The organism is Dyella mobilis, assembly GCF_016904945.1.
Taxonomy (GTDB): Bacteria; Pseudomonadota; Gammaproteobacteria; order Xanthomonadales; family Rhodanobacteraceae; genus Dyella_B; species Dyella_B mobilis.
In genome coordinates this window covers 51233-76513 of record NZ_JADIKF010000032.1, presented here as the reverse complement: position 1 = coordinate 76513, position 25281 = coordinate 51233, and the positions used below count along the sequence as shown (strand labels likewise).

General features: G+C 62.3%; 22 protein-coding genes. 13 read left to right on the top strand and 9 right to left on the bottom strand.

The window, feature by feature from the left end; all coding sequences use genetic code 11:
- Nucleotides 1-18 precede the first annotated feature (18 nt).
- The 4 genes from rsmA to ISS99_RS01905 all read right to left on the bottom strand — a co-directional run bounded on the left by rsmA (nucleotide 19) and on the right by ISS99_RS01905 (nucleotide 5811).
- The gene (gene rsmA / locus ISS99_RS01920) at nucleotides 19-807 is read right to left on the bottom strand and encodes a 16S rRNA (adenine(1518)-N(6)/adenine(1519)-N(6))-dimethyltransferase RsmA (RefSeq protein WP_204629881.1); all 789 of its coding nucleotides are present in this window, start codon (nucleotides 805-807) and stop codon (nucleotides 19-21) included.
- Nucleotides 804-1853 (bottom strand): 4-hydroxythreonine-4-phosphate dehydrogenase PdxA, encoded by a 1050-nt coding sequence (gene pdxA, locus ISS99_RS01915; protein ID WP_284343853.1) that lies wholly within the window; start codon nucleotides 1851-1853, stop codon nucleotides 804-806. The genes rsmA and pdxA overlap by 4 nt, the downstream gene beginning before the upstream one ends.
- Before the next feature lie 16 nt (nucleotides 1854-1869).
- A complete protein-coding gene (locus ISS99_RS01910) occupies nucleotides 1870-3237 on the bottom strand; it encodes a peptidylprolyl isomerase (RefSeq protein ID WP_204629879.1) in 1368 nt (455 codons plus the stop codon).
- Between the two features lie 105 nt (nucleotides 3238-3342).
- On the bottom strand, nucleotides 3343-5811 hold the full coding sequence (locus ISS99_RS01905) for an LPS-assembly protein LptD (protein WP_204629878.1): 2469 nt from the start codon (nucleotides 5809-5811) through the stop codon (nucleotides 3343-3345).
- Between the two features lie 83 nt (nucleotides 5812-5894).
- Here ISS99_RS01905 and msrB point away from each other — a divergent pair, with 83 nt between their 5' ends.
- The gene (msrB, locus tag ISS99_RS01900) at nucleotides 5895-6296 is read left to right on the top strand and encodes a peptide-methionine (R)-S-oxide reductase MsrB (protein WP_204629874.1); all 402 of its coding nucleotides are present in this window, start codon (nucleotides 5895-5897) and stop codon (nucleotides 6294-6296) included.
- 177 nt (nucleotides 6297-6473) lie between these two features.
- Here the strand turns inward: msrB and ISS99_RS01895 are convergent, their stop codons facing one another.
- From ISS99_RS01895 to ISS99_RS01885, 3 genes are read right to left on the bottom strand one after another with little or no spacing between them, the layout of a single operon-like run.
- Nucleotides 6474-7397 carry a histone deacetylase family protein gene (locus tag ISS99_RS01895; RefSeq protein ID WP_204629945.1) on the bottom strand — a complete coding sequence of 308 codons (924 nt, stop codon included), beginning with the start codon at nucleotides 7395-7397 and terminating at the stop codon, nucleotides 6474-6476.
- 5 nt (nucleotides 7398-7402) lie between these two features.
- Nucleotides 7403-7969, bottom strand: coding sequence for a cob(I)yrinic acid a,c-diamide adenosyltransferase (locus tag ISS99_RS01890; protein WP_204629873.1), 567 nt, complete (start codon nucleotides 7967-7969; stop codon nucleotides 7403-7405).
- 1 nt (nucleotide 7970) lies between these two features.
- Nucleotides 7971-8561, bottom strand: a complete 591-nt coding sequence (locus ISS99_RS01885; RefSeq protein ID WP_204629872.1) for a hypothetical protein — start codon at nucleotides 8559-8561, stop codon at nucleotides 7971-7973.
- Nucleotides 8562-8655: 94 nt separating this feature from the next.
- On the opposite strand from ISS99_RS01885, the gene ubiH reads away from it, so the two are divergent.
- From ubiH to ISS99_RS01870, 3 genes are read left to right on the top strand one after another with little or no spacing between them, the layout of a single operon-like run.
- A complete protein-coding gene (gene ubiH / locus ISS99_RS01880; protein ID WP_204629871.1) occupies nucleotides 8656-9882 on the top strand; it encodes a 2-octaprenyl-6-methoxyphenyl hydroxylase in 1227 nt (408 codons plus the stop codon).
- A complete protein-coding gene (locus ISS99_RS01875) occupies nucleotides 9879-11081 on the top strand; it encodes a UbiH/UbiF/VisC/COQ6 family ubiquinone biosynthesis hydroxylase (RefSeq protein ID WP_204629870.1) in 1203 nt (400 codons plus the stop codon). The genes ubiH and ISS99_RS01875 overlap by 4 nt, the downstream gene beginning before the upstream one ends.
- A 49-nt stretch (nucleotides 11082-11130) precedes the next feature.
- Entirely contained in the window at nucleotides 11131-11925 is a 795-nt protein-coding gene (locus tag ISS99_RS01870) for a dienelactone hydrolase family protein (RefSeq protein ID WP_204629869.1), read from the top strand.
- Nucleotides 11926-12017: 92 nt separating this feature from the next.
- On the opposite strand, the gene ISS99_RS01865 is transcribed toward ISS99_RS01870, so the two are convergent.
- Complete coding sequence (locus ISS99_RS01865; RefSeq protein WP_204629868.1) at nucleotides 12018-13022, bottom strand: polyprenyl synthetase family protein; 1005 nt, start codon at nucleotides 13020-13022, stop codon at nucleotides 12018-12020.
- A gap of 181 nt (nucleotides 13023-13203) precedes the next feature.
- Between ISS99_RS01865 and ISS99_RS01860 the strand changes: the two genes are divergently transcribed.
- The 8 genes from ISS99_RS01860 to ISS99_RS01825 all read left to right on the top strand — a co-directional run bounded on the left by ISS99_RS01860 (nucleotide 13204) and on the right by ISS99_RS01825 (nucleotide 22561).
- Nucleotides 13204-13974, top strand: coding sequence for a DeoR/GlpR family DNA-binding transcription regulator (locus ISS99_RS01860; protein WP_275578096.1), 771 nt, complete (start codon nucleotides 13204-13206; stop codon nucleotides 13972-13974).
- Nucleotides 13975-14174: 200 nt separating this feature from the next.
- Nucleotides 14175-15683 carry a glycerol-3-phosphate dehydrogenase gene (glpD, locus tag ISS99_RS01855; protein ID WP_204629867.1) on the top strand — a complete coding sequence of 503 codons (1509 nt, stop codon included), beginning with the start codon at nucleotides 14175-14177 and terminating at the stop codon, nucleotides 15681-15683.
- Nucleotides 15684-15817: 134 nt separating this feature from the next.
- Nucleotides 15818-16660, top strand: a complete 843-nt coding sequence (locus ISS99_RS01850; protein ID WP_204629866.1) for an MIP/aquaporin family protein — start codon at nucleotides 15818-15820, stop codon at nucleotides 16658-16660.
- 63 nt (nucleotides 16661-16723) lie between these two features.
- Nucleotides 16724-18220 (top strand): glycerol kinase GlpK, encoded by a 1497-nt coding sequence (gene glpK, locus ISS99_RS01845; RefSeq protein WP_204629865.1) that lies wholly within the window; start codon nucleotides 16724-16726, stop codon nucleotides 18218-18220.
- 215 nt (nucleotides 18221-18435) lie between these two features.
- Entirely contained in the window at nucleotides 18436-19743 is a 1308-nt protein-coding gene (locus ISS99_RS01840) for a carbohydrate porin (RefSeq protein WP_204629864.1), read from the top strand.
- A gap of 211 nt (nucleotides 19744-19954) precedes the next feature.
- The gene (ssb, locus tag ISS99_RS01835; RefSeq protein ID WP_204629863.1) at nucleotides 19955-20500 is read left to right on the top strand and encodes a single-stranded DNA-binding protein; all 546 of its coding nucleotides are present in this window, start codon (nucleotides 19955-19957) and stop codon (nucleotides 20498-20500) included.
- A gap of 355 nt (nucleotides 20501-20855) precedes the next feature.
- Entirely contained in the window at nucleotides 20856-21803 is a 948-nt protein-coding gene (locus tag ISS99_RS01830) for an ABC transporter ATP-binding protein (protein ID WP_204629862.1), read from the top strand.
- Entirely contained in the window at nucleotides 21800-22561 is a 762-nt protein-coding gene (locus ISS99_RS01825) for an ABC transporter permease (protein WP_204629861.1), read from the top strand. Before ISS99_RS01830 ends, ISS99_RS01825 begins: the two co-directional genes overlap by 4 nt.
- 727 nt (nucleotides 22562-23288) lie before the next feature.
- Here the strand turns inward: ISS99_RS01825 and ISS99_RS01815 are convergent.
- On the bottom strand, nucleotides 23289-24485 hold the full coding sequence (locus ISS99_RS01815) for a serine hydrolase domain-containing protein (RefSeq protein WP_204629859.1): 1197 nt from the start codon (nucleotides 24483-24485) through the stop codon (nucleotides 23289-23291).
- A 576-nt stretch (nucleotides 24486-25061) separates the two neighbouring features.
- On the opposite strand from ISS99_RS01815, the gene ISS99_RS01810 reads away from it, so the two are divergent.
- The gene (locus ISS99_RS01810; RefSeq protein ID WP_204629858.1) at nucleotides 25062-25229 is read left to right on the top strand and encodes a hypothetical protein; all 168 of its coding nucleotides are present in this window, start codon (nucleotides 25062-25064) and stop codon (nucleotides 25227-25229) included.
- The last annotated feature ends 52 nt before the right edge of the window (nucleotides 25230-25281 follow it).

The following is a 25281-nucleotide window of genomic DNA, read 5'->3' as shown; positions in this document are numbered from 1 at the left end:
GCAGCGCGCGCGGCGGCGCTACGGTGCAATCTCGATCTTGGCGAGGCGTACGAAATCTTCGGGTGAGAGCGTTTCCGCGCGAGCCTTGGGGTCGATATCGGCCCGTCGAATGGCGTCGGCATCCAGGTGCTGCCGCAGTGCATTGCCGAGTGTCTTGCGGCGCTGGGCAAAGGCTGCCTTGACGATCTGGTGCACGCGGTCCGGATCTGCATCGTGACGAGCTTCCGGCGCGAGCGGAATCAGCCGCACCACGGCTGAATCGACCTTCGGCGGGGGGCGAAAGGCGCCGGGAGGAACGTTGAACAGCGGCTCCACCCGGCATGCCAGCTGCAGCATGACGGATAGCCGTCCATATACCTTGCTGCCTGGTTCGGCAGCCATGCGATCCACGACTTCTTTTTGCAACATGAAATGCATGTCGCCGATGGCCGCAGCATGCTCGACACAGTGAAACAGTATCGGACTGGAAATGTAGTAGGGCAGGTTGCCGGCGATGCGCAGACGCGCCACGCCCTGGCGCTCTGCCAAGGCGGTGAAGTCGACCTTCAGCACATCCGCGTGCACGATGGACAATTCGCCGATGCCCTCTGCATTCGCTTGCAGGTTGGGGATCAGGTCGGTGTCCAGTTCGATCGCGGTCAATTTGCCTGCGGCAGCGAGCAGCGGGAAGGTGAGCGCGCCTTCGCCCGGGCCGATTTCCACCAGAAAATCGTCGGGGCGCGGCGAGATTGCGCTAACGATGCGCTCGATGTAACGACGCTCGTGCAGAAAATGTTGCCCGAAGCTTTTTTTGGGGCGGGCGCTCATGATGATTTCCTCGAGTTGTGCCCCTGGTCCTCTCCGTTCGCGTCGCGAGCGATGGACGATTCGGCCCGCGCTGCGAGGTCCAGCGCCATCTTCGCCGCGGCGATCAGGCTGGACGGATCGGCCTTGCCACTGCCGGCGAGATCCAGTGCCGTGCCGTGATCGACCGAGGTGCGAATGAAAGGCAGGCCCAGGGTGAGATTCACCGTGCGGTCGAACGCTTCGCTCTTGAGTACGGGGAGCGCCTGGTCGTGGTACATCGCCAGCACGGCGTCATAGTGTTGGCGTTGCGTTGGCACGAACGCCGTGTCGGCCGGAAGAGGGCCTAGCAGGCGCATGCCTCGTTGCCGGAGCTTTTCCAGCACCGGCGTGATTGTGTCGATTTCTTCGCGCCCGAGATGGCCATTCTCGCCGGCATGCGGATTGAGGCCCAGTACCGCAATACGCGGGTCCGGATAGCCGAATTTGGCGCACAGTTCGTCGTAAACGATGCACAGGGTTCGTTCGAGCGACGCGGCATCGATGGCGGCGGAGACGGCATGCAGCGGCAAATGAGTGGTTGCCAAGGCGACCCGCAGCTCCGGGCTTGCCAGCATCATCACGACATCGGTTTGCGCCAGTGCGGCGAAAAATTCGGTGTGCCCGCTGAAGGGAATGCCGGCATCGTTGATCGAGGCTTTCTGCAGGGGCGCGGTCACCACGGCTGCGTAGCGCCGCTCCATGCAACCCTGCGCCGCCTCGCTCAGGGTGGCCAGCACGTGGCTGGCGTTGCGCGGATCAGGCCGCCCAGGCACCTCTTGCGCGGCCAACGGGATGTGGCGTATCCGCAGGCTGCCGGCAGGGCGCACTTCGATATCCGCACCATCATCGTCGGTCAACTGGAGCGAGGCACCGCAACGCTCGGCAGCCCGCGCGAGCAGGCCGCGATCGGTGATCGCAATGAAATTGGCCGCCAACGAGGTGGCGGCCAATCGAACGAGCAGCTCGGGACCGATGCCGGCCGGCTCGCCTGCGGTGAGGGCGAGCCGTGGTAGCACTGGGCTGCTCACAGCTTTCCCGGACCCATCATGGCGACGCCTTGATACCTGCGCCGCCGTTATTCGAATCGCTGGAGTCCTGCAGTTCGGGGACCAGGATTTTCACGTACGAAGACGAACGCAGATCGCGCAGGAAGTCGTCGTAGGCCTGGTCCGCCTTGCGATTGCCGATGGACTGGCGTGCCTCGTTGCGGGAGACCTCGGTGGTCATGTCGGTACTGCGCGAGCCCAGGCGCTGCAGAATGTGCCAGCCGGCTTCGCTCTTGAACGGCTGGGAAATCTCGCCGTCTTTCAGATCGGCCACCTTCTGGCCGATCAGCGAACCCCAATCACCCTGCTGGAACCAACCCATGTCGCCGCCCGCATTCGCGGTGGTGTCGTCGCTGGAGTTGTCCTTCGCGAGCTTGGAGAAATCTTCGTGTTTTTTGGTGATGCGGTTGTAGAGATCCTGGGCCTTCTGCTCGGCCTGGGTTTCGGAGATCAGTTCGCTCGGGCGAATCAGGATCTGGCGAGCATGGTATTCGGTCACCATCTGCTTGGACTGCGCGCGCGTGGCAATCAGTTGCAGGATGTGGAAGCCGGTCGGGCCGTGCAGGATGCCGCTGACCTCTCCGGGCTTGAGCGAATTGATGGCGTCGACGAAGGCCGGCGGCACTTCGTCCATGCGGCGCCAGCCCAGGTCACCGCCATCCAGGGCATCCGGGGCGTCCGAGAAGCGGATCGCTGCGGCTTTGAAGTTCATGCCGCCCTTGATCGCGGCCAGCGCCTGTTCGGCTTTGCTCTGGGCGGTCTGGATGTCTGCCGCCGAAGCGCCGCTGGGGATGCTGACCTGGATGTGCGCCAGATGCACCTCGCCGGCCTTGTAGGCAGGGCTGTTGAGCAGGTTGTCGATTTCGCTGTTGGTCACCGACACCGAGTCGCGGACGACGCTCTGGTGCAGTTTCTGCACCACGAGCTGGTCGTGCAACTGCTGGCGGAAGGCGGTGTAGCTGAGTCCGCTCTGTTCCACAGCGGCATGCAACTGGTCGGGGGTCATCTTGTTCTGGTTGGCGACGTTCTGTACCGCCTGGTCCACTTCCGCGTCGGAAACGCGCACGCCCTGGTCGTCGGCGCGCTGCAGTTGGAGCTTCATCAGGACGAGACGGTCGAGCACCTGCCGGCGCAGCACGTCGATGGGGGGCAGCTGGCCGGGTTGGCTGGCGTACTGCTGCTGGATCGCGGCGACAGCGTCGTTCAGTTCGCTCTGCAAGATCACATCGTCTTCGACTACGGCGACGATCCGGTCGATCGGCTGCGGACCGGAGCCTGCATTCTGCGGCGACAGGAGCTGAGCCTGGGCCAGCGACGGCATCGCGGTGACGATCGTCAGCAGGAATAACGCAAAAATCTGCTTCATCAGTGAACAGCCTTCTGTCGCCGGTGGCGATGGAAATGAACGGTAAATAGTCTGAATGGCGGGCCGGCCGCCATTCAGGGCACGCCCGGGCCTGCCTGGGCGTACTTATTGATAGCCAAGGATATCACGCCGCAGGATGCTATCCGTTTGGCCGCTGAAAGCACCCATGCCCTTGAATTCCAACTCGAACATGACGGCGGTGTCGCTGCCCGGTCCGACCTGGCCGGGGGGCAGGGTGGTGATGACGCCGTCGTATCCGGTGACGTAGTGACGGGCCACGACGCTCAGCTTCACGCAGCAGCCCTCGTACTGCACCCCGGCCACGGCCTCCACCGTCCGTTTGTCCATGACCGAGTAGGTCCAATCGCCGATCAGGCGCCAGCGGTCCGTGAGCGGATAGACCGCCGAGATGTCGTATTGTTCCACCAGCTTCTGATAGGCCTCCACGTTGGGGCCGGTCAGCTGCAAGTTCTGGCGGAATCGATAGGAGAAATTGAGCACGCCGTCGAAACCCAGTCGGCGCTGCACGGTGAACGTACCCAGCTCGGTCCTGCGAGTGTTCGGATTCCAGAGGTACTCCGTGCTCATGGTCCACTGGTCGTTGAGCTGGCTACTCAATTCGGCCACGTAGTCCGAGCTTGCCCAGTTTGTGGTTGGGGCTTCGGGCACCTGGACCAGTTGCGGAGTGAAGTAGCGAATCTGGCCAAAAGTGGCCGAGAGCCGTTCCACACCGCCATCGTCGAGTAGGCGCGTGGTGACTGCCGCGGTCAGGTTGTTTGCATTCATCTGGCGGTCCGCACCTGAGAATTGGTTCGGTGCGAACAGCATCCAGTCATCGAACGACATCAGGCCGGTATCGAACAGTGGCAGGTTGTTCTGGTTGCGATACGGCGCATAGAGGTAATACAGGCGCGGCTCCAGCGTCTGCGTGTAGTTGGTGTCGAACATCGAGGTGTTGCGCTCGAAGATCAGGCCTTCGTCCAGGCTGACGATCGGCAGCGAGCGGCTCGGGTTGCTTTGCGTGAACGGCGAGACAGTACCGCTCCCGATCGGACCATAAGCGTTGTAGTTCTTATAGCCGGCGTCGAGCGAGTAGGTCGTGTAGCGATAAGTCAGCTTGGGCCTGATAAACCACCATGGTCCCTGGAAATCGGCATCGATATACGGATTGAGGTCCAGTCGATTGCCTTCGACGCTGTCGAATTTGTGGAATGACACTGCTTCGCTGGTGATGCCCACGTCATACCAGCGCCAGAACGGAATGTCTGCGTTGAATGTGGCGCGCGGCAGCCGCTTATACGGTTCCACCGTGTTCGGTTCGGCAGGATTCACGTTTTGGAAAATGTCGCCGCCTAACGAAGCACTCCACCAGTTGCCGGCGCCATTCAGATACATGCTCGATGGCAGCAAGCTGGTGGAGAGCGAAAAGAGATCGTCGCCAAAATCGTGCAGATAGTTCTGATCTGACGCGCGCGTGATGTTGGTGTTCAGCGACCATCCCGGCCACAGGCTGGTGTTGTTGACGAATCGGTACAGATAGCGCTGCTGGCCCTGCGTATCGATCGAGGTCGGCGTGATCTTCTGATCGTTGTACAAGTCGTTCGGCAGGAATTCGAAATCGAAGGTGCCGCTCGTCTTGGGGAACAAATAGCGAGCTTCGCCGGAAAGCATCACGCCGCGCAGCGAATAATAGCGTGGCGTCAGCGTGGCATCGTAATTGGGTGCCAGGTTGAAATAGTACGGAATCCTGAACTGGTACCCGGCGTTGCCCGTGTGCTCGAAGTACGGGTAGAGAAAACCGCTCTGGCGATCGTTGTTCAACGGGAACGACATGTACGGCGTGTAGAGGAACGGAATGCCGTAGAGATTCATCGTCGCATCGCGCGCCACGCCGCGGCCGGTGTTCTCGTCGGTATCGATCTTCTTGGCGCGGATTTCCCAGATGTGGCGGCCGATGTCGCAAGTGGAATACGTGGCCACGCTGTAGCGGCTGCGGTTCGCATCGAACTGCTGGCTGCGTACCGCCGTGCCGTTGCCGTGAGAGTCCAGCATCTGGAAGCGCACGTTGCCGGTGGCCAGGGTTGTGCTGTTATTGGTATTGCCGACGACGTGGTCGGCCGACACCAGGTGGGTGGCCTCCTGGTAGTGAACGTTGCCGCGCGCGTCGTAATCGGTGGTGTCGCTGTTGTAGTCGGCGACGTCGGCGTGCAGTTCCTGGTCGGCGCGAACGGTTTTCACGTGGCCGGTCAGGTGGTAGATGACCTGGTCCGGGCTTTCCACGTGGTCGGACCAGACATAGGTCTTGGCCGTGTCGCGCAGGGACGAATCCTTGCTCAGGAACGGGTCGTAGAACTCCAGCATGCCATTGGGCCGGCACAGCGCAAAATTGTCCGGACGCTGCGGGCACAGGAACGTGCCCAGCGGACAGACGACCTCCGAGCCGTCCAGGGTGGCCTTGGGCTTCTTGTTCTGGGTGCCGGCGTAAACGCTCGGGCTGCTGAGCAGGGCAGCGGAAGCGGCGATTGCCAGCAGGCGGCGTGGAGGCAGAGAACGCAAGGGCGGCGTAGGCTTCACGGAGGGCAGTCAATCGGCAACGAAGGGCGTTAAGCTAACAGAAAGGCCCTTCAATCGGCACCGGTTGCGGACAGGGATTCAGCATGACCGAAAACAAGCCCAGCAAGACGGACGAACAATGGCGCGAGAGCCTGAGCGCGGAACAATATGCCGTCTGCCGATGTTCGGCCACCGAGCCCCCTTTCAGTGGCAAGTGGTACCGGCACAAGGAGCCAGGCACCTATATTTGCGTGGCTTGCCGGGCACCGGTGTTCGCCTCCGAAACCAAATACGATTCCGGATCGGGCTGGCCCAGCTTCTTCCAGCCGCTGAAGTCTTCAGCGATCAGCCTGGTGAAGGACGACAGTCACGGCATGCATCGCACGGAAGTGCGCTGTGCGGCGTGCCAGTCGCATCTCGGGCACGTTTTCCCTGATGGCCCCAAGCCTACCGGCTTGCGTTATTGCATCAATTCGCTGGCGCTCGACTTTGAACAAATGAAGTGAGCACCCGCCGCGCGGGGTTTGTTTCTTTTCCCCTTTGGGGTGGCCCGAAGGGCCGGACGAGGGGCAGGGCGTGCGACAAAGATGGACTCGGGCGAGTTTCGTGGGCAGCCCCGGTCCGTCGTTGAATCCCGTCCCGACATGAACGTGGGCGGCGAATCGGCGTGTCAGGCAGGAGATTTATTCAGACAAGAGCGCGGTAACGTGCGCACTGGCACTGGCAGCCAGCGCAGCCAGGTCGTAGCCGCCTTCCAACGTCGAAACCAGCTTTCCGCCGGCGTGAGCGCGCGCCAGGTCGACCAGTCGTTCGGTAATCCAGGCGTAGTCTTCCGCGTGCAGGCGGATGTCGGCGATGGGATCGCTGCGGTGCGCATCGAATCCGGCCGATACCAGTACCAGCTGCGGCTTGAATGCGTGCAAGCGAGGCAGCAGTGCCCCATTCCACAGTTCGCGAAATTCGTAAGAACCATCGCCCGGGGATAGGGGTGCGTTGACGATATTTCCCGCGCCGCGTTCGTCCTCGCGCCCAGTGCCTGGGTATAGCGGGGACTGGTGGCTGGAAATGAACAGCACGCGCGGATCACGCTGAAAGATGTCCTGGGTGCCGTTGCCGTGATGGACGTCGAAATCCGCAATCGCCACGCGTTTCAGTCCATGCACGGCCAAGGCATGGGCAGCGCCAATGGCGATGTTGTTGAACAGGCAAAAGCCCATCGCGGTATCGGGGGTGGCATGGTGGCCGGGCGGCCGTACCGCGCAGAACGCACGCGTGGCCGCGCCTGTCATGACCGCATCCACCGCGGCAACGACGGCGCCGGCGGCGCGCAAGCCGGCCTCTGCCGATGCCGGAGACATCAAGGTGTCCTCGTCCAGTCGAACCGTGCTGGTCTGTGGCGTGATGGCCAGGATGTGGTCGACGTGGGCGGCGGTATGTACGCGCAGCAATTGCTCGCGGGTGGCCCGTGGCGCTTCCACGCGATCCACGCCCGCGAAGCGGTCCTGATCCAGCGCCTGCAGTACCGCGCGCAGGCGCGCGGGCGATTCGACGTGACCCGGTCCCGGATCGTGCTGCAGGCAGATGGCGTGGGTGTAGAGCCGCACCACGTGTCTCAGGTTTGCGGTTTGCGGCGACGCTCGTGTTGCCACAGCACTTCGCCGTGGCCACTCGCCCGAGCCAGCACGCGGCACAGCACGAACAGCAGATCGGAAAGGCGATTGAGATAGCGTTGTGCCTGCGGGCGGATCTCTTCCACCCGGCCCAGCGCGATCACCCCGCGTTCGGCCCGGCGGCAAACCGTGCGTGCCAGGTGGCAGCAGGAGGCGGCCATCCCGCCGCCCGGCAGGATGAAATCCTTCAGCGGCGGCAGCGGGTCGTTGAAACCGTCGAGAGCCTGCTCCAGCCGCGTGATGTCGGCATCGTCAATCATCGCCATGCCGGGAATGCACAGCTCGCCACCGAGGTCGAACAACTCGTGTTGCACCTGGACGAGCGTTTCGCGCACGGTATCGCTCACATCCTCGCAGGCCAGCACCATGCCGATGGTGCTATTGAGTTCGTCGACCGTGCCGTACGCTTCTACGCGCAGGGAATCCTTGGGCACGCGCGAGCCATCGCCCAGGCCGGTGCTGCCATCGTCCCCGGTACGCGTGTAGATCTTCGAAAGCCGGTTGCCCACGTCAGTGCTGTGCCTGGCCGTGGTGCTGCGACACGCGCGCCACCTGCAACGCCAGCACGTGCAGTACGGCCCCCAGGCCTGCGTACAGGGCCGTGGTTTGCAGGAACGGCAGGTACCAGTCGCCCAGGTTCTCGAACCAGGCGGCAAAGCTCTTCGGTGCCGGCACGTGGCTGCTCAGCCAATAGAAGCTGCCATTGGAAATGACATAGCAGGCCGCTTCGCTCACCAGCAGCACCGCGACAGCCATGCCCAGCGTGGAAAGCTTCAGGCCGTGCTGGCGCTTGGCCAGCCAGCTGCCGCCCATCCACAGGGCCCCGTAGGCGGGAACCAGGAACCAGTAGCCGGCCGACACACAATAATGGCTCCAGAAATCGATGCCCAGGTCGGTGATCACTACGTAGTCGATCAATACGGCCGCGGCCATCAGCACCGGAAATGCCCAGCGAGCCGAGCCGCGCAGCCAGAAGCCGGCGAGGAAGAAAATGCCCCAGCTCGCGTCAGGCAAGGCATTGAAGTGATGGATGCGCGTTGCCGCCATCACCAGGATGAGCGCGGCAAAAATGCCGACGCGCTGGGTCTGAGTCAGAGCCATGAGAAACTCCCTGCGAAACGTGATGGCTGGTGGAAGGCGGACATTTTAGCCCAGGCCTGCAAAGAATGCCGTTTCAACGCGTATCATTTCGCGCATGAATCCTTCCGTGTCCTTTACCGCCGGTGGCAACATCCTGATCGTCGGCGGCGGCCTCGTCGGTGCCAGCCTCGCCATTGCGCTGGATGCTGCCGGCTGCCAGGTCACCCTGGTCGAAGCGGCCGCGCCGCGCGCCGATGCCCAGCCCAGCTACGACGAACGCAACCTGGCCCTGGCCCGCGCCACCGTCAATGGCCTGGGTGCGATCGGGGTCTGGCCGCTGGTGGCTGCGCAGGCTACGCCGATTCGCCACATCCACGTCAGCCGCGCCGGCGAATTTGGCAGTGCCCGCCTGGATGCCGCTCGGCATGGCGTGGACGCGCTGGGTTGGACCCTGCCGGCACGCGAGCTGGGAGCGGGTCTGCTGAAACGATTGAATGATTGCGAACGCCTGGTGCGGCTGGCTCCCGCCAGCCTCGTCGGACTGGAAAAGCATCCCGGCGGCTGGCGCGCCCAGATCAAAACTGCAGACGGCATCCAATTCGTGGATGCCGCGTTGCTGGTCGGCGCCGACGGTACCGAATCGTTCGTGCGTGCCCAGCTCGGCATCGAGGCGGATACGCACGATTATCAGCAGACATTATTTGTCTGCACCATAACACCCGAACGCGACCCGGCGGGTCGTGCGTGGGAGCGCTTCTCCGATGAAGGCCCCATTGCCATGCTGCCTCTGTCGGAGCGTCGTTGCGGATTGGTGCTTACCGTACCGTCGGACATCGCAGCCGACGTAGCGGCGCTGGATGATGCGGATTTCATTGCGCTTGCGCAGCAACGTTTCGGTTGGCGGCTGGGGCGTCTCAATCGCCCCGGCAGACGCCATCCCTACGCCATCCGCCGAGTTGCGGCGCGCAAACTCATTGCCTCGCGTGCCGTGCTGGTTGGCAATGCCGCGCAAACCGTGCATCCGATCGGCGCACAAGGTTTCAACCTTGGCCTGCGCGACGCGCTGACTCTGGCCGAAATGGTGGCTGATGCCGCCGATCCCGGTTCGGCGGCATTGCTGGTGTGCTATGCCGAGCGCCGTGCACCAGATCGCGAAGGCACCATGGCCATGAGCCACGATCTGGTGCGCTTTGCCTGCATGGCGCAGCCCTTGCTGTCGCCGTTCCGCTCACTGGCTCTGCTGGCCTACGACCGGGTACCACCACTGCAGCGGGCGCTGGCGCGGCGCGGCATGGGTTTTCGCGGCGAACCGCCGCGTGCGGTGCTGGAGCGCCTGCCATGAGAACCGTACCGGCAACGCAGCGTCGCGGTCCGTCCCTGGACATCGCCGTCGTCGGTGGGGGCATGGTCGGATCCGCCGCGGCGTTGGCCCTCAGTCGCGCAGGTTTCAGCACGGCCTTGCTCGAAGCGAAGCCACCGTCGCCGTGGGATGCCCAGGACGAAGTGGACCTGCGTGTCGTAGGGTTGGCGCCGTCGTCCATCGCCTTGCTCGAAGAGTTGGGCGTCTGGACGTCCATTCGCCAGGCGCGCGCCTGCGCTTATGCACGCATGCACGTATGGGATGCGGAGAGCGGCGCGGCGATCGATTTCGATGCCGCCAGCGAAGGCCGCGATCTGCTGGGTTATATCGTCGAGAACAGCCTGGTGCAGTGGAGGCTGTGGCAATCGCTGGATGCTGCCGGCGTGCAGCGCCTGTGCCCGGCCGTCGTGAAGGGGTACGAAGTGCGTTCCGATCGTACCGTGCTGGAATTGGCCGATGGCGAAAGCCTGTCGGTGCGCTTGCTGATCGCGGCCGACGGTGCCGGCTCGCCGTTGCGCGAACGCGCCGGCATTGCGACGCGCGGACGCGACTACGGGCAACGAGCCATCGTGGCGCACGTGACTACCGAGCGCGCCCACGCACAGACGGCGTGGCAGCGCTTTTTGCCCACCGGACCGCTGGCTTTGTTGCCGTTGGCGGATGGGCGCAGTTCGGTGGTCTGGTCGCTGCCCGAAGCCGAGGCCCGGCGCATTCAGTCGCTGGATGACGGCGCGTTTTTGAACGAACTGGGCATTGCCAGCGATTTCCGACTGGGACGCGTCACAGGGTCGACGGCGCGAGCGGCATTTCCATTGCGGTTGCAGTTGGCCGAGAGCTATCAGGCGGATCGTTTCGTGTTGCTGGGCGATGCCGCGCATACCGTGCATCCGCTGGCCGGGCAGGGTGTCAACCTGGGCCTGCGGGATGTGGTCGAATTACGCGACACGCTGGTGGCAGCCCGCGATGCCGGGCGCGACGTGGCCGGCGAGCAGGTGCTGCGCCGCTACGCGCGCCGGCGCCGCAGTGCCGATACCCTCGATGCCTACGGTTTCGATGCCTTGGCGCGCATCTATGCCTGGCAATCGGCGCCGCTGGTGGCGGCACGCGGGCTGGGTGTGCGCGTGCTCGATCGGCTGGCGCCGCTGAAGCGGCGCATTGCCGGGCATGCGGCCGGTTTTTGATGAAGCAGGCGCAACTTCCGTTTTGTCATCCACGCTGAGGAATCACGCCATGCGTTTCGTTCGACTGGGTTGTTTCGTTTCGTTGGCCCTGCTTTGTGCAACCGCGCAGGCAAAGATGGTTCATCGCAGTGTCGAGTGGACGCAAGACGGCACGCACTTCAAGAGCGTGCTGGTCTACGACGATGCCGTGACCGCCAAGCGCCCGGGCCTGGTGATGGTGCCGAACTGGTATGGCGTCAATGACGCCGCTGTGAAGAAAGCCGACATGCTTGCGGGCAAGGATTACGTCATCCTGCTCACGGACATGTATGGCGAAAACGTGCGACCGCAGCCGGGGCACGCCGATCAGGCGCAGGCGGCAGTCAAGCCGCTGTATACGAATCGCGTGCTGATGCGCAAACGCATCAACGAGGCGCTGGCGCAATTGAAGGCGCAGGCAGCAGCGGCGCCGATCGATTTGACGCGGCTGGCGGCCATCGGTTTCTGCTTCGGCGGCACGGCCGTGCTCGACCTGGCGCGCAGCGGCGCCGACGTGGCGGCCGTGGTGTCGTTCCACGGCGGACTGGCCACGGATGATCCTTCGTTGGCAAAGAACATCAAGACCCGCGTGCTGGCCATGAACGGTGCGGACGACAAAGGCACGATGCCTGACGCCGATAAATTCATGGACGAAATGCGCGGCAGTCCGGCCGAATGGCAGTTCGTGGTGATCGGCCACGCCGTTCATTGTTTTACCGAGGTGGACGAGAACTCGCCCGGCTGCAAGTACGATGCAGGTGCCGCCGCCCGCAGTTACCGCATGATGAGCGATTGGCTGCGGGCTGCCTTTGCGGGTACGCCCTAGCCGTCCATCATCAATCAGTGCCTGGTGGCGTAAAAAAAAGCCCATGCGCGAGCATGGGCTTTTTTGATGGCGGCAGCTGCAGCGAGGCGGGTTCAGAACGTGCGTTGCACCGAATAGTCCGCAAGAGTCGCCAACGCATCGCGGTAAGCGGATGCAGGCAGCATCGCGAGTGCATCGCGCGCCGCATAGGCATGGCGCAGCGCGCATTCGCGCGTGCGCTCCAGGGCGCCCGATTCGCGAATCGCCTGGATGATGTGGTCCAGCGAATCCAGCCCGCCATGCTCGATGGCGTGGCGCATCTCGCGTGCCTGTTCCGTGCCCACGCGCTGCATCGCGTAGATCAGCGGCAGGGTGGGCTTGCCTTCGGCAAGGTCGTCGCCGATGTTCTTGCCGAGCGTGCCGGCGTCGCTGACGTAGTCGAGCAGGTCGTCGGCAATCTGGAACGCGTAGCCCAGTTGCATGCCGTAGCGGCGCAGTGCCGCCACCTGGGCTTCGCTCAGCCCGCCCAGTAGTCCGCCGAGTTCGGTGGCCGCGGCGAACAATACGGCGGTCTTGCGCTCGATCACCGCCAGGTAGGCGGCCTCGTCCACGTCGGCGTTGCCGATGTTCAGCAATTGCAGCACTTCGCCTTCGGCGATGGTGTTGGTGGTGTCGGCGAGGATGCGCATGATGCGCATGTCGTCCAGTTCCACCATCAGCTGGAACGAGCGGGAATAGAGAAAGTCGCCGACCAGCACGCTGGCGGCATTGCCCCACAGCGCGTTGGCGGTCTTGCGGCCGCGGCGCAGGTCCGACTCGTCCACCACGTCGTCGTGCAGCAGGGTCGAGGTGTGGATGAATTCCATGACCGCGGCCAGCTTGATGTGCTTGTCGGCGGTGTAGCCGGCCGCGCGTGCCGCCAGGGCATGCAGCATGGGCCGCAGACGCTTGCCGCCGCCCGCGATGATGTGGTCGGCGATCTGGTTGATCAGTACCACGTCCGAGGCCAGCCGTTGACGGATCAGGGCATCGATGCGCTGCATGTCGCCTTCGGCGAGCGCACGCACGCTGGCAAAGTCGCGTACGGGATCGATGGTCTGGAGAACGGGTGAGCTCATGCGGCTGGAACTGGACATAGATCCCCAATTATAGAGGCGGCCGCCGCTTTCCGTACGGTTTCACTTCGAATTTCCTTTAGAGCCTCGCGGTTCGGGGGCGGTGTGCGCCCAGGCCGCCGTTCGCGACCGCCCCGTTCGCACTCCGGCTACCATGGTGGCCGTTGTCCGGATGGGAGGCACGATGAGCGACCTGGTTCTCAATCGCAGGCAGGAACAACTGGTTGCGCGTGTGCGCGAAGAGGGCTTCGCCACCGTCGAGGACCTGGCGGGGCATTTTGACGTTACCCAGCAGACCATCCGTCGCGACCTGGCTGTGCTGTGCGATGCCGGGCTGCTTCGCCGCTACCACGGCGGTGTCAGCATGCCGTCCAGTGTCGAAAACCTGGCCTATGCCGAACGGCAGCACCTGTGGCAGGAGGAAAAAGTCCGGATCGCTCAGCTGCTGGCCAACCACATCCCCGATGATGCTTCGCTGTTTATCAATCTGGGCACCACCAATGAGGACGTGGCCCGTGCCTTGATGAATCACAAAGGCCTGCGCGTCATCACCAACAACCTCAACGTGGCGATCATGCTCAGCGAGAACCCCAGTTTCGAGGTGATCGTGGCGGGGGGCGTCGTGCGTGGGCGCGATCACGGCGTGACCGGTCAGCCGACCATCGAGCTCATCCGCCAGTTCAAGGTCGATTTTGGGGTGATCGGCATTTCCGGGATCGACCCGGACGGCACTCTGCTGGACTTCGACCTGCACGAAGTACGCGTGGCGCAAGCCATCATCGAGCATTCCCGCCAAGTCTATCTTGCCGCCGACCACAGCAAGCTGGGGCGCAATGCCCTGGTGCGGCTGGGGCCGATTTCACTGGTCCACGCCTGGTTTACCGATCGGCCGCCACCCGCCGAAATGGCCGACGTGCTGGCCGCGGCAGGGACCCAGGTGCACATCGCTGCCTGATGCCTCGCTGCACTGCAGCGTGCAGTGACTGAAAATGTTCGAATACGATCACGACTCTGAGTGAAATTGTTCGATTAGGCGCAGAGTAGCAGCATGATTGCGTGAATTTAGTTTCGATGTGTTCGTAATCGAATATTTTCGCATGAAACCCAAGAGGCCTTTCGTGAAAGCATTCCCCCTGGCGATTCCTGGGACGAGCGATGACTGAGCAGTTCGATCTGCTGGTCGTTGGGGGCGGCATCAATGGCGTCGGCATTGCGCGGGACGCGGCCGGGCGCGGTTTGTCGGTGTGCCTGTGCGAGCGCGACGATCTGGCCGCGCATACCTCCAGCGCCAGCACCAAGCTGATCCACGGTGGCCTGCGCTACCTGGAGCAATACGAGTTCGCCCTGGTCGGCAAGGCGCTGGCCGAGCGCGAGGTGCTGCTGCGCGCCGCGCCGCACATCATCTGGCCGCTGCGTTTCGTGCTGCCACACCAGTCGCACCTGCGCCCGGCCTGGATGATCCGCCTGGGCCTGTTCCTTTACGACAACCTGGGTCGCGGCCGGCGCACCTTGCCGGGGTCCCGGCGGGTGGCCTTGAAGCATCACGAGGCGGGACCGCCGTTGCGCGACGAATTCCACACCGGTTTCGTCTATTCCGACGCCTGGGTGCAGGATGCGCGCCTGGTCGTGCTCAACGCCATGGATGCGATGGAGCGCGGCGCGACGATTTTTACGCGTACGCGTTGCGTCAGTGCCCGGCGGGATGTGGATGGCTGGACGGCGGAGCTGGAATCCGCGCGTGGCGAACGCTGGACCGTTGGCGCCAAGGCCGTGGTCAACGCCGCCGGTCCGTGGGCCGTGCAATTCCTCGACGAAGTGGCCAAGATCGGGCACGACCACGCATTGCGCCTGGTGAAGGGCAGCCACATCGTCGTACCCAAGCTGTTTGAACACGAGCACGCATACATCTTCCAGCAGCCGGATCGGCGCATCGTGTTCGCGATTCCCTACGAGCACGATTTCACTCTGATCGGCACCACCGACGTCGATTACCGCGACGATCCGTCCACGCCACGCATCAACGCCGACGAAACGCGTTATCTCTGCGATGCGGCGAACCGGTATTTCAAGCGCCAGATCGCTCCCTCCGACGTGGTCTGGAGCTACAGCGGCGTGCGCCCCCTGCTCGACGACGAACAAGGCAACGCTTCGGAAGTCACTCGCGACTACCTGCTGGAACTGGATGAAAGCGTTGCGCCGCTGCTCAACGTGTTCGGCGGCAAGTTGACCACCTACCGCAAGCTCGCGGAAGAAGCGATGGACCGGCTGGCGCACTTGTTCCCAGATGCCTCGGAAGCCTGGACCGCCAAAGGCCATCCGCTTCCCGGCGGCGAGCGCCGCGATGTCGACACGCTGCAGCGCGAACTGCAAGCGGCGCATCCCTGGCTGCCCCAGTCATTGGCCTGGCGCCTGGTGCACAGCTACGGCGGCCGCAGCGCCCGCATCCTGGGGCAGGCGCGGTCGCTGCAGGACCTGGGCGAACACTTCGGCGCGGATCTGTATCAGGCGGAAGTGGATTACCTGCGCGCGCTGGAGTGGGCAGTGGACGCCAGCGACGTGCTTTGGCGTCGCAGCAAGCTCGGCTTGCGCTTCAACACCGAGCAAGTGGCGCGCCTGACCGCCTATCTTGCCGACGCACCGCCGAGGCGAGCGTCATTTGAATGAAATGGCAGCTTCACCTGTATGCAGGAGAAGTTGCGGGAACCACACCGTCATCGAGGGAGGAAAGACATGTCGAACCATGCAGTGAGCCTGTCTGTTGCAATGCCTGACCCGCAGCGCCATCGAGAGGTGCGGCCATGAACCGGCAAGGCATCGGCGAACTCATTTCCGAGGCGGTCGCCACGTTCATCATCATCGCCTTCGGCGATTCGGTCGCATGCATGTATGTGCTCTACGACCCAAGCCCTTACGCGAATGCCTACTGGGGTGTGTGCATCGCCTGGGGGTTGGCGGTGACCTTGGCCATCTACGTCACCGGTTCCGTTTCCGGCACGCACGCCAACCCGGCCGTGACGCTGGCGCTGGCGACCTTTCGCGGGTTCCCGTGGAAGAAAGTGATTCCCTACAGCCTTGCGCAAGTGGTCGGAGCTTTTATCGGTGCGGCGCTGGTCTACGTGCTGTTTCAGCCGGTGATCGATCACTACAACCAGGCGCATCAGCTCACGCGAGAGGCAGGGGGCGCGGCGGGCGTGTTCTTCACCCATCCAGGGCTGGCCATTACGCCCATGCACGCCTTGCTCGATCAGATCGTACTGACTGCCTTGTTGCTGTTCGGCATCTTCGCCATCACCGAGCAGTACAACGAAATGGCGCCTGGTGCGAACTCCGGCGCGCTGATCATCGGCTTGCTGGTGGCGACCATCGGCGCTTCGATGGGGTATCTGGAAGCCTGGGCCATCAACCCCGCGCGCGATTTCGGGCCGCGCCTGTTCGCTTATTTTGCCGGCTGGGGTTCGTCGGCCCTGCCAGCACCGGACAACTATTGGTGGATTCCCATCGTCGGTCCGCTGATTGGCGGCGTGATCGGCGGTGCGGCCTATCAATGGCTGATCTATCCATTCCTGCCTGCACGCCAACGTGCCTTGCAACCGCAAGCGGCGAATGTGCCGGACCGGGTCTTCGTCGATCCCACGCCGTGACCTCATCAGGCGCCTGGCGGCGGCAAAACCGGCTTGGCGCAACAGACACACAGGAGCCGTTTCATGGATAAGACCTACATCCTGGCCATCGATCAGGGCACGACGAGTTCGCGCGCCATTCTCTTCGATCGGGCGGGCAGCATCGTCGGCGTGGCCCAGCGCGAATTCGGGCAGATTTTTCCGCAGCCGGGTTGGGTGGAACACAATCCGCGCGAAATCATGACCAGCGTGCTGACCACCATCACCGAGGTGATGAACAACTCGCAGGTGGATGCGCGATCGATTGCCGGCATCGGCATCACCAACCAGCGTGAAACCGCGGTGGTTTGGGACAAAGCTACCGGCCAGCCGATCTACAACGCCATCGTGTGGCAGTCGCGGCAGACGCGCGAGATCTGCGACCAGCTCATCGCCGCCGGCCACGACAAAATGGTGCGCGCCAAGACCGGCCTGCTAATCGATGCCTATTTCTCCGGCACCAAGGTGAAATGGATACTCGATCGCGTCGAAGGTGCACGCGAGCGCGCCAAGCGTGGCGAGTTGTTGTTCGGCACCATCGATACCTGGCTGATCTGGAACCTCACCGGAGGCAAAGTGCACGTAACCGATTACACGAATGCCTCGCGCACCCTGATGTACAACATCCACGAGCAGCGCTGGGATGACGAGTTGCTCGCCATGCTCGACGTACCCAAGGCGATGCTGCCGGAAGTGCGCTCCTGCAGCGAAATCTACGGCAAGACCTTGGGGCAGCATTTCTTCGGTCAGGAAGTGCCGATCGCCGGCGTGGCCGGCGACCAACAGGCGGCCTTGTTCGGCCAGGCATGCTTTGAGCCGGGCATGGCGAAAAATACCTATGGCACCGGCTGCTTCATGCTGATGAATACCGGCGACAAAGCCGTCGCCTCGCACAATGGCCTGCTCACCACGATTGCCTGGGGCGTGGACGGCAAAGTGGAGTACGCCCTCGAAGGCGCGATTTTCGTGGCCGGTTCGGTAATCCAATGGTTGCGCGACGGTTTGCGCATGCTGGGCAAATCCAGCGACTCGCAGGAATACGCCGAACGCGCCGGCACTAACGAAGGCGTCTACGTCGTGCCGGCTTTCGTCGGTCTCGGCGCGCCGTATTGGCGCAGCGACGTGCGCGGCGCGGTGTTCGGCCTCACCCGTGGCACCACCAAAGAGCATTTCATTCGCGCGGCAGTGGAATCGATGGCATATCAGACGCGCGACGTGCTGGCGGCGATGGAAAGCGATGCCGGCATCAAGCTGAAAGAGCTGCGCGCCGACGGCGGCGCGATTGCCAACGGCTTTCTCGGCCAGTTCCAGAGCGACATCCTCAACGTGCCGGTGTTGCGTCCCAAAGTTGCGGAAACCACGGCGCTGGGTGCTGCGTATCTGGCGGGCCTGGCGACCGGATTCTGGTCCAGCCGCGAAGATATCGCGCGTCATTGGGCCATCGATCACCGCTTCGAGCCGGAGATGACCCAGGCCAGGCGCGAAGAGCTTTACGCCGGCTGGAAGCAGGCGGTGGAGGCCACCATGGCCTTCAAGGTCTGATCGGTTCTCTCTCCCCTGCGAGTCGGGGGAGGGCCGGGTGAGGTTGCTGTCGACCTGACGGTGTACCTCAACCCTTGGTTCTTCTGCCCGCAGAAGAACGAGACAACCTCGCTAACCCGATAACGCAAACGGGCGTGTCTGCACGCGCCTGCAAGGCCCCCTTTTGCCTGTCGCCAACTTTTGCGTCGTAGCAACACCGCCCAAGGAGAACCCGCATGCGCCAGAAAATCATTGCCCTGATCGCGATGGCCGGATGCGTCGCCGCGACCAGCGGAAACGCCGCCGACAGCGCGCCGGACTATGCCAACACCACGCTCACCGGTGATTGGGGCGGAGCGCGCCAGCGTCTTTACGATCGGGGCATCGACATCGGTTTGGATTACCTGGGCGAATACGCGCACAACACTAGCGGCGGCGTGCGCCAGACCGACGCCTATGCCGACCAGATCCACCTGCACGCGGCCTTCGACTTCCAGAAGTTGTGGGGATGGACGGGCGGCTCGCTGCACGTCGATATCAACAATCGCAACGGCAGCCAGATCGATGAGAAGGCCCGGCTCGGCACGCTGCTGGAGTCTCAGGAAATCTACGGCGGCGGCAACGTCACGCGCTTGACTCGGTTCTACCTGGAGCAATCGCTGTGGAATGGCCTGATCGATCTCAAATTCGGCCGCATGGATATCGGCGTCGACTTCTTCCCGTTCGCCTGCAATTTCCAGAACCTGGGTTTCTGCGGCGCTCTGCCGGGTTGGATTTCCAAGGGCGTGGACGCCTGGCCGCTGGCGCAAACCGGTGGCGTGATCGCGATCAATCCTTCGGCGGCCTGGACGATCAAGTTCGGCGGCTTCGAGGTCAATCCAAACAACGCTTCCACCGCGCAGGGCCTGAAGCTTTCGACGGCCGGCCGCAACATCGGCACCCTGATGCTGGCGCAACTGGATTGGCATACCAATCTGGCCGCGGGGCAGGATGGACAACCCCTGGCCGGCACCTGGCGCATCGGCGGCTGGCGCAACACTGCGCAGTACAAAGACGCCTACCTCAGCGTGGATAACATCGAGGACGTGCTGGGCAGCAACGCGCCGATGATGCAGAACAGCGTGTCGGGCAGTTACTTCATGGGCCAGCAGGAAATCACCCACAACGGTGCCGGCGGGGGACTCAGCGTATTCGGCAATATCGTCCAGGCCGACCCCAACACCGACCTGGTCGACCAGATGATCGACATCGGTCTGCTGTACAACGGCCCCTTCGCTTCCCGGCCGGACGACCGCCTCGGCTTCGCCATCGGGCGCAACCGGGTCAGCAGCCAGGTGGCCAACGCCGAGCGGCTGGTCAATGCGGCGGGGCTCGGTCCGCTACCGGTGCAGGGCTACGAGTACGTCACCGAGCTGAACTACCAGTTCCAGCTCTGGCGCGGCCTTGCCCTGATGCCCAACGTCCAGTACATCCGTCACCCCGGCGGTACCAGCGCAAACCACGATGCCACGGTGTTAGGCCTGCGCTTCGTGGCCAAATTCTGAGCTGGCAGGCCGCGGCGTGCCGTGGCTGGGTCCGAGGCGCCAGCCATGTATGATGGCGGGCAGTATCCGGACAAGCGCCGATTCGGGGCTTGCCACGAGCGTCGTCCCGGCCAGCATCGGGATTTTCAGCCCCTGAGACGCAAGCGCGGCAAGATGGTCCCATGGCGCCATCCGGAACGCCTTTACCCAGATTCAGTTTTTGAGGTCATACATGGCACGCGGCATCAATAAAGTCATCCTGGTCGGCAACCTTGGCGCGGATCCCGAAGTCCGCTACACCGGCAGCGGCACGGCGATCACCAACCTGCGCATCGCCACCTCCGAGCAGTGGACCGACAAGCAGACCGGCCAGAAGCAGGACCGCACCGAATGGCATCGCGTGGTGCTGTTCGGCAAGCTCGGCGAAATCGCCGGCGAATATCTCAAGAAGGGCCGTCAGGTCTATATCGAAGGCTCGCTGCGCACCAGCAAGTACACCGACAAGGACGGCGTCGAGCGCTACACCACCGACATCATCGGCAACGAAATGCAGATGCTCGGCGGCGGCAGCGAAGGCGGCATGGGCGGTGGCGGTGGCGGCGGTTACCAGCAGCGCCAGCAGGGCGGCGGCGCACCGCGCCGTGGCGGCGGTGGTGGTGGGGACGACTTCGGTGGCGGCAACAGCTACGGCAACGCGCCGCAGCGCCAGCCGGCGCCTGCGCAGGACACCGGTCCGGCGTTCAACAACAACTTCGATGACGACGATATTCCGTTCTAACGATTGCCGGAGCTATCTCGGGCATATTTTGTTGCAAAACCCCCTGAATTTTCAGGGGGTTTTGCTTTTATGGGATGGTGAAAAGTAGTGTTGGCTTGCCGGATTCCGCATTCGGGTGACGGCTTGAGCAGATGGCACCGCTTCCATTAATAGCGATCGCCCTTATTAAAGGCTGGCAGGAGCTGCCTGGCCGCCGCCACGAGTGCTGGAGATTGCATAACTTCATGAAAATAGAAATTATTCTTGGTTTTTGATCTCGGGACCAACGATCTAAGCCTCGTCGCATACGATTAAGCCAGACCCGTTCCGGGCATAGACTCCAAAGGCTATACAACACGGCAAAACAAGGAATGCCATGAGCGAACAGGCCACTTCGACGCCACACGCGGTTTCCGTCCGTGGCATCAACAAGACCTACAGCAGCGGTTTTCAGGCTTTGAAATCCATCGACCTCGACATCCGGCGAGGTGAGATCTTTGCGCTGCTTGGCCCCAATGGCGCAGGCAAGACCACCCTGATAAGCATCATTTGCGGCATCGTGAAGCCCAGTGGCGGTACGGTGAGCGCCGATGGCCACGATGTGTTGCGCGATTACCGCGTTACGCGCTCGAAGATCGGGCTGGTGCCGCAGGAGCTGTCGACGGACGCGTTCGAGACAGTGTGGGCGTCGGTCAGGTTCAGCCGGGGTCTGTTCGGGCGTGCCCGTGATGACAAGCACATTGAAAAGGTGTTGCGCGATCTTTCGCTCTGGGAAAAGAAAGACGCGAAAATCATGACGCTGTCCGGCGGCATGAAGCGCCGCGTGTTGATCGCCAAGGCGCTGGCGCACGAGCCAAGTATTTTGTTTCTGGACGAACCGACTGCCGGCGTGGATGTGGAGCTTCGTCACGATATGTGGGAAATGGTGCGCGGGCTGCGGGCAACCGGCGTTACGGTGATCCTGACCACGCACTACATCGAAGAAGCACAGGAAATGGCCGATCGCGTGGGCGTGATCACTCGCGGCGAGTTGATCCTGGTCGAAGACAAGGACGTGCTGATGCGCAAGCTGGGGAAAAAGCAGCTGTCCATCAGCCTGCAGGCGCCGATGCAGGCATTGCCCGAGGGCCTGGAGGAGTACGCGCTGGAACTCTCCGATGACGGCGCGATGCTCACCTACACTTTCGATGCCCAGAGCGACGACACCGGCATTGCCGTGTTGCTGCGCAAGCTGGGCGAACGAGGCGTGGACTTCAAGGATTTGCACACTCTGGAAAGCTCGCTCGAAGACATTTTCGTCAGCCTGGTACGGGGAACGCGATGAACATTCACGCCATTCGTGCCATCTACCGCTTCGAGATGGCTCGCACGTTCCGCACGCTGACGCAGAGCATCGTTTCGCCGGTGCTGTCGACATCGCTGTATTTCATCGTGTTCGGCACCGCCATCGGGTCGCGCATGGGCGAGATCGGCGGCACCAGCTACGGTGCGTTCATCATCCCCGGCCTGATCATGCTGTCGCTGCTCAACGAAAGCATCTCCAATGCCTCATTCGGCATCTATCTACCCAAGTGGTCGGGCACTATCTACGAGTTGCTTTCCGCTCCTGTTTCACCGCTCGAGGCGGTATTCGGCTACGTCGGGGCGGCCTCTACCAAATCGGTGATGCTGGGCTTGCTGATCCTCGTTACGGCGCGTTTCTTTGTGCCTTACAGCATCCTGCATCCGGTATGGATGATTGCCTTCCTGCTGCTCACCGCCGTTACCTTCTGCTCGTTCGGTTTCATCATCGGCCTCTGGGCCGACGACTTCCAGAAACTGCAGGTGATCCCGTTGATGGTGGTTACTCCGTTGACGTTTCTGGGCGGCGCCTTCTATTCGATCGGGATGCTTCCCCCGTTCTGGCAGAAGGTTGCGCTGTTCAATCCCGTGGTGTACCTGATCAGCGGATTTCGCTGGAGCTTCTACGGCCATTCCGACGTCAACGTCGTGTTGAGTGCGGGCATGACCATCGCCTTTCTCGTGTTCTGTGCCGTAGCCATCGCGTGGATTTTTCGCACCGGCTACAAGCTGCGTTCGTAGCAAATGAAGAGATGGCCATCGGGAGCATGCCGGCGAGCGCAGCCGGAGGGCCTCGCTTTGCACCGAGATCGAGCAAACGTGTCTCCACCGCGCTTTTCACCGTGGCAGAGAGGTCGAAGTAGCCAAAGGAGTCAGAACACTTTTCTAGGTCTCCCTAGTGGTCGAACTTTCACCATGCGGCCGAGTTCTGCTGGCTGTCGACCAAGCTTGCCTTGAATCGGCCTTCCCGCAGCGTGTCGGTGCGGTGGTAAGTCTTGTTGAAGTAGGTGACGTATCGCCGACCGAGTGCCCGCATGCAGCGGGACAGAGCACTTCTGACGATCGGAGTGATGAGTAGAAGAGCGTGTTTGGTCGTCAATACACAAGTGTGAACCAGGCAATTCTCTTGCCTGGCGGCTTCCTGCAACAGCCGCAGATAGCATCGATAGTCTTGATCGGATAGGAAGCAAGGTTGCCGATTGTTTTCACGTTGAACCGCGTGCTGCGGGAGACCGGTGAGATTGAGACGAGGCTGGCGTGGCATGATGAGGCTGCAGATAGAGGTAACCTTCCACCTTATTCGCAGTTGGTCCATCGCAGGAGCTCGTAACTAAAGCTCCTTGTCCTGGCTCCCGTTCTGAAACGCCTTGGGTTGTACCAATACGGATACTCATCCAAAACCCCCGATTGATCGGCTTTTTCGGAAGCAGAGTCGGGGTTGTCTCCACGCGAGGCAACGACCATTGGCTCAATTCGTGTGCGCTTTTGCCGATGCGCCGCTTCGATGTACGGTTTGGGCGATGGCCATCAACGCGCTTTCGGTGCCGGTGCAGGCATCGTTGGCCAGCAAGGCAAAGCCTTCGTGTTGTTTCGGATAGAGCACGACCTGGCTGGACATGCCGAAACTGCCGCCGCTGTGCCAGATGATGGGCTGGCCGTGGTCGTTGCCGAGACTCCAGGCCATGGCATGGCCATCGTTCGTGTTGCCCATCAAGACCTGGTGTGACAGGCGGATGGCTGGATCATTGCCATCCAGTTGCCAGCGGACATAGCGCGCCAGGTCTTCAGTGGATGAGTACAGTCCCCATGCCGCGCCCGCGTTGTCCGGATGGTATGGCGCGATGCGACCGTAGTGATCGTAGCCGGTGACCAGCCGCGATTGCTCGCTGCGATTCAAGGTAAAGCCGGTGGATGTCATATCCAGTGGCTGCGTAATGTATTGACGCAACAATGGGTCGAACGGCATGCCGTAAACCTTTTCCAGCCCAAGTCCGATCACCAGAAAGCCGGCATTGGAGTAAGCCTGCTTTTCGCCAGGCGCGCTACGCAGCCTTGTCTGGTGCAGCGCCTTCAGAAACTGTTCGCGACCGAAGCCCTGGTTGAGTGCGACCATGCGAGCATTGAAGTCGGGTGCATTCTTGTTTGCGAAGAGCGCATCGGTGTCGGGAATGTCGCGGGGCATGCCAGAGTAATGTGTGGCCAGCGTGCGCAGGGTGATCGGCCGACCGTTCGCGGCGAGATTGCCGTAGTCACCCGGAAGATCGTTACGGAAATCTCCGTCCAGGCTCATGCGCCCGTCGATGATGGCTTGCGCTGCCAATGTCGCGGTAAAGGTTTTGGTGACTGATGCGATTTCGTAGATGCTCTGGGGTGTTGCCAATGCGGCTTTGTCGCGAGAAGCGCTTCCGTAGTCGTAGTAGTGGGAATGACCGGCTTCGACGACAGCAATGGAAACGCCCACGTGGCAGCGATTGCGAAAGTATTGATTGGCTGCCTGGTCGACGGCGCGGTCGAGTGCTGAATGAAGCGGATTGTCACTTGGCGTCATCGCCGTTGCGGCGTAGGCCGAAACGGAGGCAATCGAGAGCAGGATCAGCGCGGCGCAATTCAGCCCATGCATCTTGGCGGTGAGAGCTGTCGCATTCCGCGTAACGTGCTCAGTCATGGTCGTCCTTTTGAAGGGTTGGAAAGTTTCGTTGCCGAGAACGTCTGCCGCGAGCGAAGAAGTGCTTCGGCAAAGGCTCAGGTCAGCATGGCTGCCAGGGTCGACACGCAAATCGCGGCGCAGGCGACGAACAGGCTGTTGAGCATCAGGGTTTCGAATTTCATGGCGATTGTCCTTTTGATGAGTGGGCGAGGCTTTCGAAGTAGGTACTGCAAAGCCGATGCCAACCTCATCGATGCCTCGAAAATCGCGTAGTAGCGCCATTTTTAAAGCTTTTTCGCGCCATGGCTCGTTGTCCGCGGACAACTGTCCGTGGTGTCCGGACAGTGCTTCGCCATGGAAATGAGGGTTTTTTCCGGCCGGATGTTCGGCGCTGCGAGGGTCGGTGAGTCATGGGTGGCAATATGACGTGAAGCCCTATGCTTAATCCTTCGGCGCTTTCTTGCGTTTCGCTCTTTCCCGGTGCTGATCGTGATTGCCAGAAAAATCAAGGCATTAAGTTATTTTTGGGAAAAAGGGGCTGGTTCAGGCCTCGGAAGCATCGGTCGTTGACAGGATGTTCCTACGAATGAGTAAATGGACGTCTATACCGCCATACCTGCGATGGCGGTTCCAGACAAGCACGATTACCACCATGACCAGCATCCGCATCCGCCCATTCATTGTCCGCACAGCCCGAAAGATGGCCTGCGGATGCTGTTGCTGAAAGTCCTTTTGCCGTACCGGCCGTCCCCGCGGCCCTGACCTGACGTCAACCCCGACGTTTCTCCCCTGACAGCTTCGTGCTGTCCACATC

Bases quoted from the DNA above. Each gene is read 5' to 3' on its own strand.
- rsmA (WP_204629881.1), bottom strand. From the start codon at position 807: ATGAGCGCCCGCCCCAAAAAAAGCTTCGGGCAACATTTTCTGCACGAG.
- ISS99_RS01910 (WP_204629879.1), bottom strand. From the start codon at position 3,237: ATGAAGCAGATTTTTGCGTTATTCCTGCTGACGATCGTCACCGCGATG.
- msrB (WP_204629874.1), top strand. From the start codon at position 5,895: ATGACCGAAAACAAGCCCAGCAAGACGGACGAACAATGGCGCGAGAGC.
- ISS99_RS01885 (WP_204629872.1), bottom strand. From the start codon at position 8,561: ATGGCTCTGACTCAGACCCAGCGCGTCGGCATTTTTGCCGCGCTCATC.
- ubiH (WP_204629871.1), top strand. From the start codon at position 8,656: ATGAATCCTTCCGTGTCCTTTACCGCCGGTGGCAACATCCTGATCGTC.
- ISS99_RS01875 (WP_204629870.1), top strand. From the start codon at position 9,879: ATGAGAACCGTACCGGCAACGCAGCGTCGCGGTCCGTCCCTGGACATC.
- ISS99_RS01870 (WP_204629869.1), top strand. From the start codon at position 11,131: ATGCGTTTCGTTCGACTGGGTTGTTTCGTTTCGTTGGCCCTGCTTTGT.
- ISS99_RS01865 (WP_204629868.1), bottom strand. From the start codon at position 13,022: ATGAGCTCACCCGTTCTCCAGACCATCGATCCCGTACGCGACTTTGCC.
- ISS99_RS01860 (WP_275578096.1), top strand. From the start codon at position 13,204: ATGAGCGACCTGGTTCTCAATCGCAGGCAGGAACAACTGGTTGCGCGT.
- glpD (WP_204629867.1), top strand. From the start codon at position 14,175: ATGACTGAGCAGTTCGATCTGCTGGTCGTTGGGGGCGGCATCAATGGC.
- ISS99_RS01850 (WP_204629866.1), top strand. From the start codon at position 15,818: ATGAACCGGCAAGGCATCGGCGAACTCATTTCCGAGGCGGTCGCCACG.
- glpK (WP_204629865.1), top strand. From the start codon at position 16,724: ATGGATAAGACCTACATCCTGGCCATCGATCAGGGCACGACGAGTTCG.
- ISS99_RS01840 (WP_204629864.1), top strand. From the start codon at position 18,436: ATGCGCCAGAAAATCATTGCCCTGATCGCGATGGCCGGATGCGTCGCC.
- ssb (WP_204629863.1), top strand. From the start codon at position 19,955: ATGGCACGCGGCATCAATAAAGTCATCCTGGTCGGCAACCTTGGCGCG.
- ISS99_RS01830 (WP_204629862.1), top strand. From the start codon at position 20,856: ATGAGCGAACAGGCCACTTCGACGCCACACGCGGTTTCCGTCCGTGGC.
- ISS99_RS01825 (WP_204629861.1), top strand. From the start codon at position 21,800: ATGAACATTCACGCCATTCGTGCCATCTACCGCTTCGAGATGGCTCGC.
- ISS99_RS01815 (WP_204629859.1), bottom strand. From the start codon at position 24,485: ATGACTGAGCACGTTACGCGGAATGCGACAGCTCTCACCGCCAAGATG.
- ISS99_RS01810 (WP_204629858.1), top strand. From the start codon at position 25,062: ATGGACGTCTATACCGCCATACCTGCGATGGCGGTTCCAGACAAGCAC.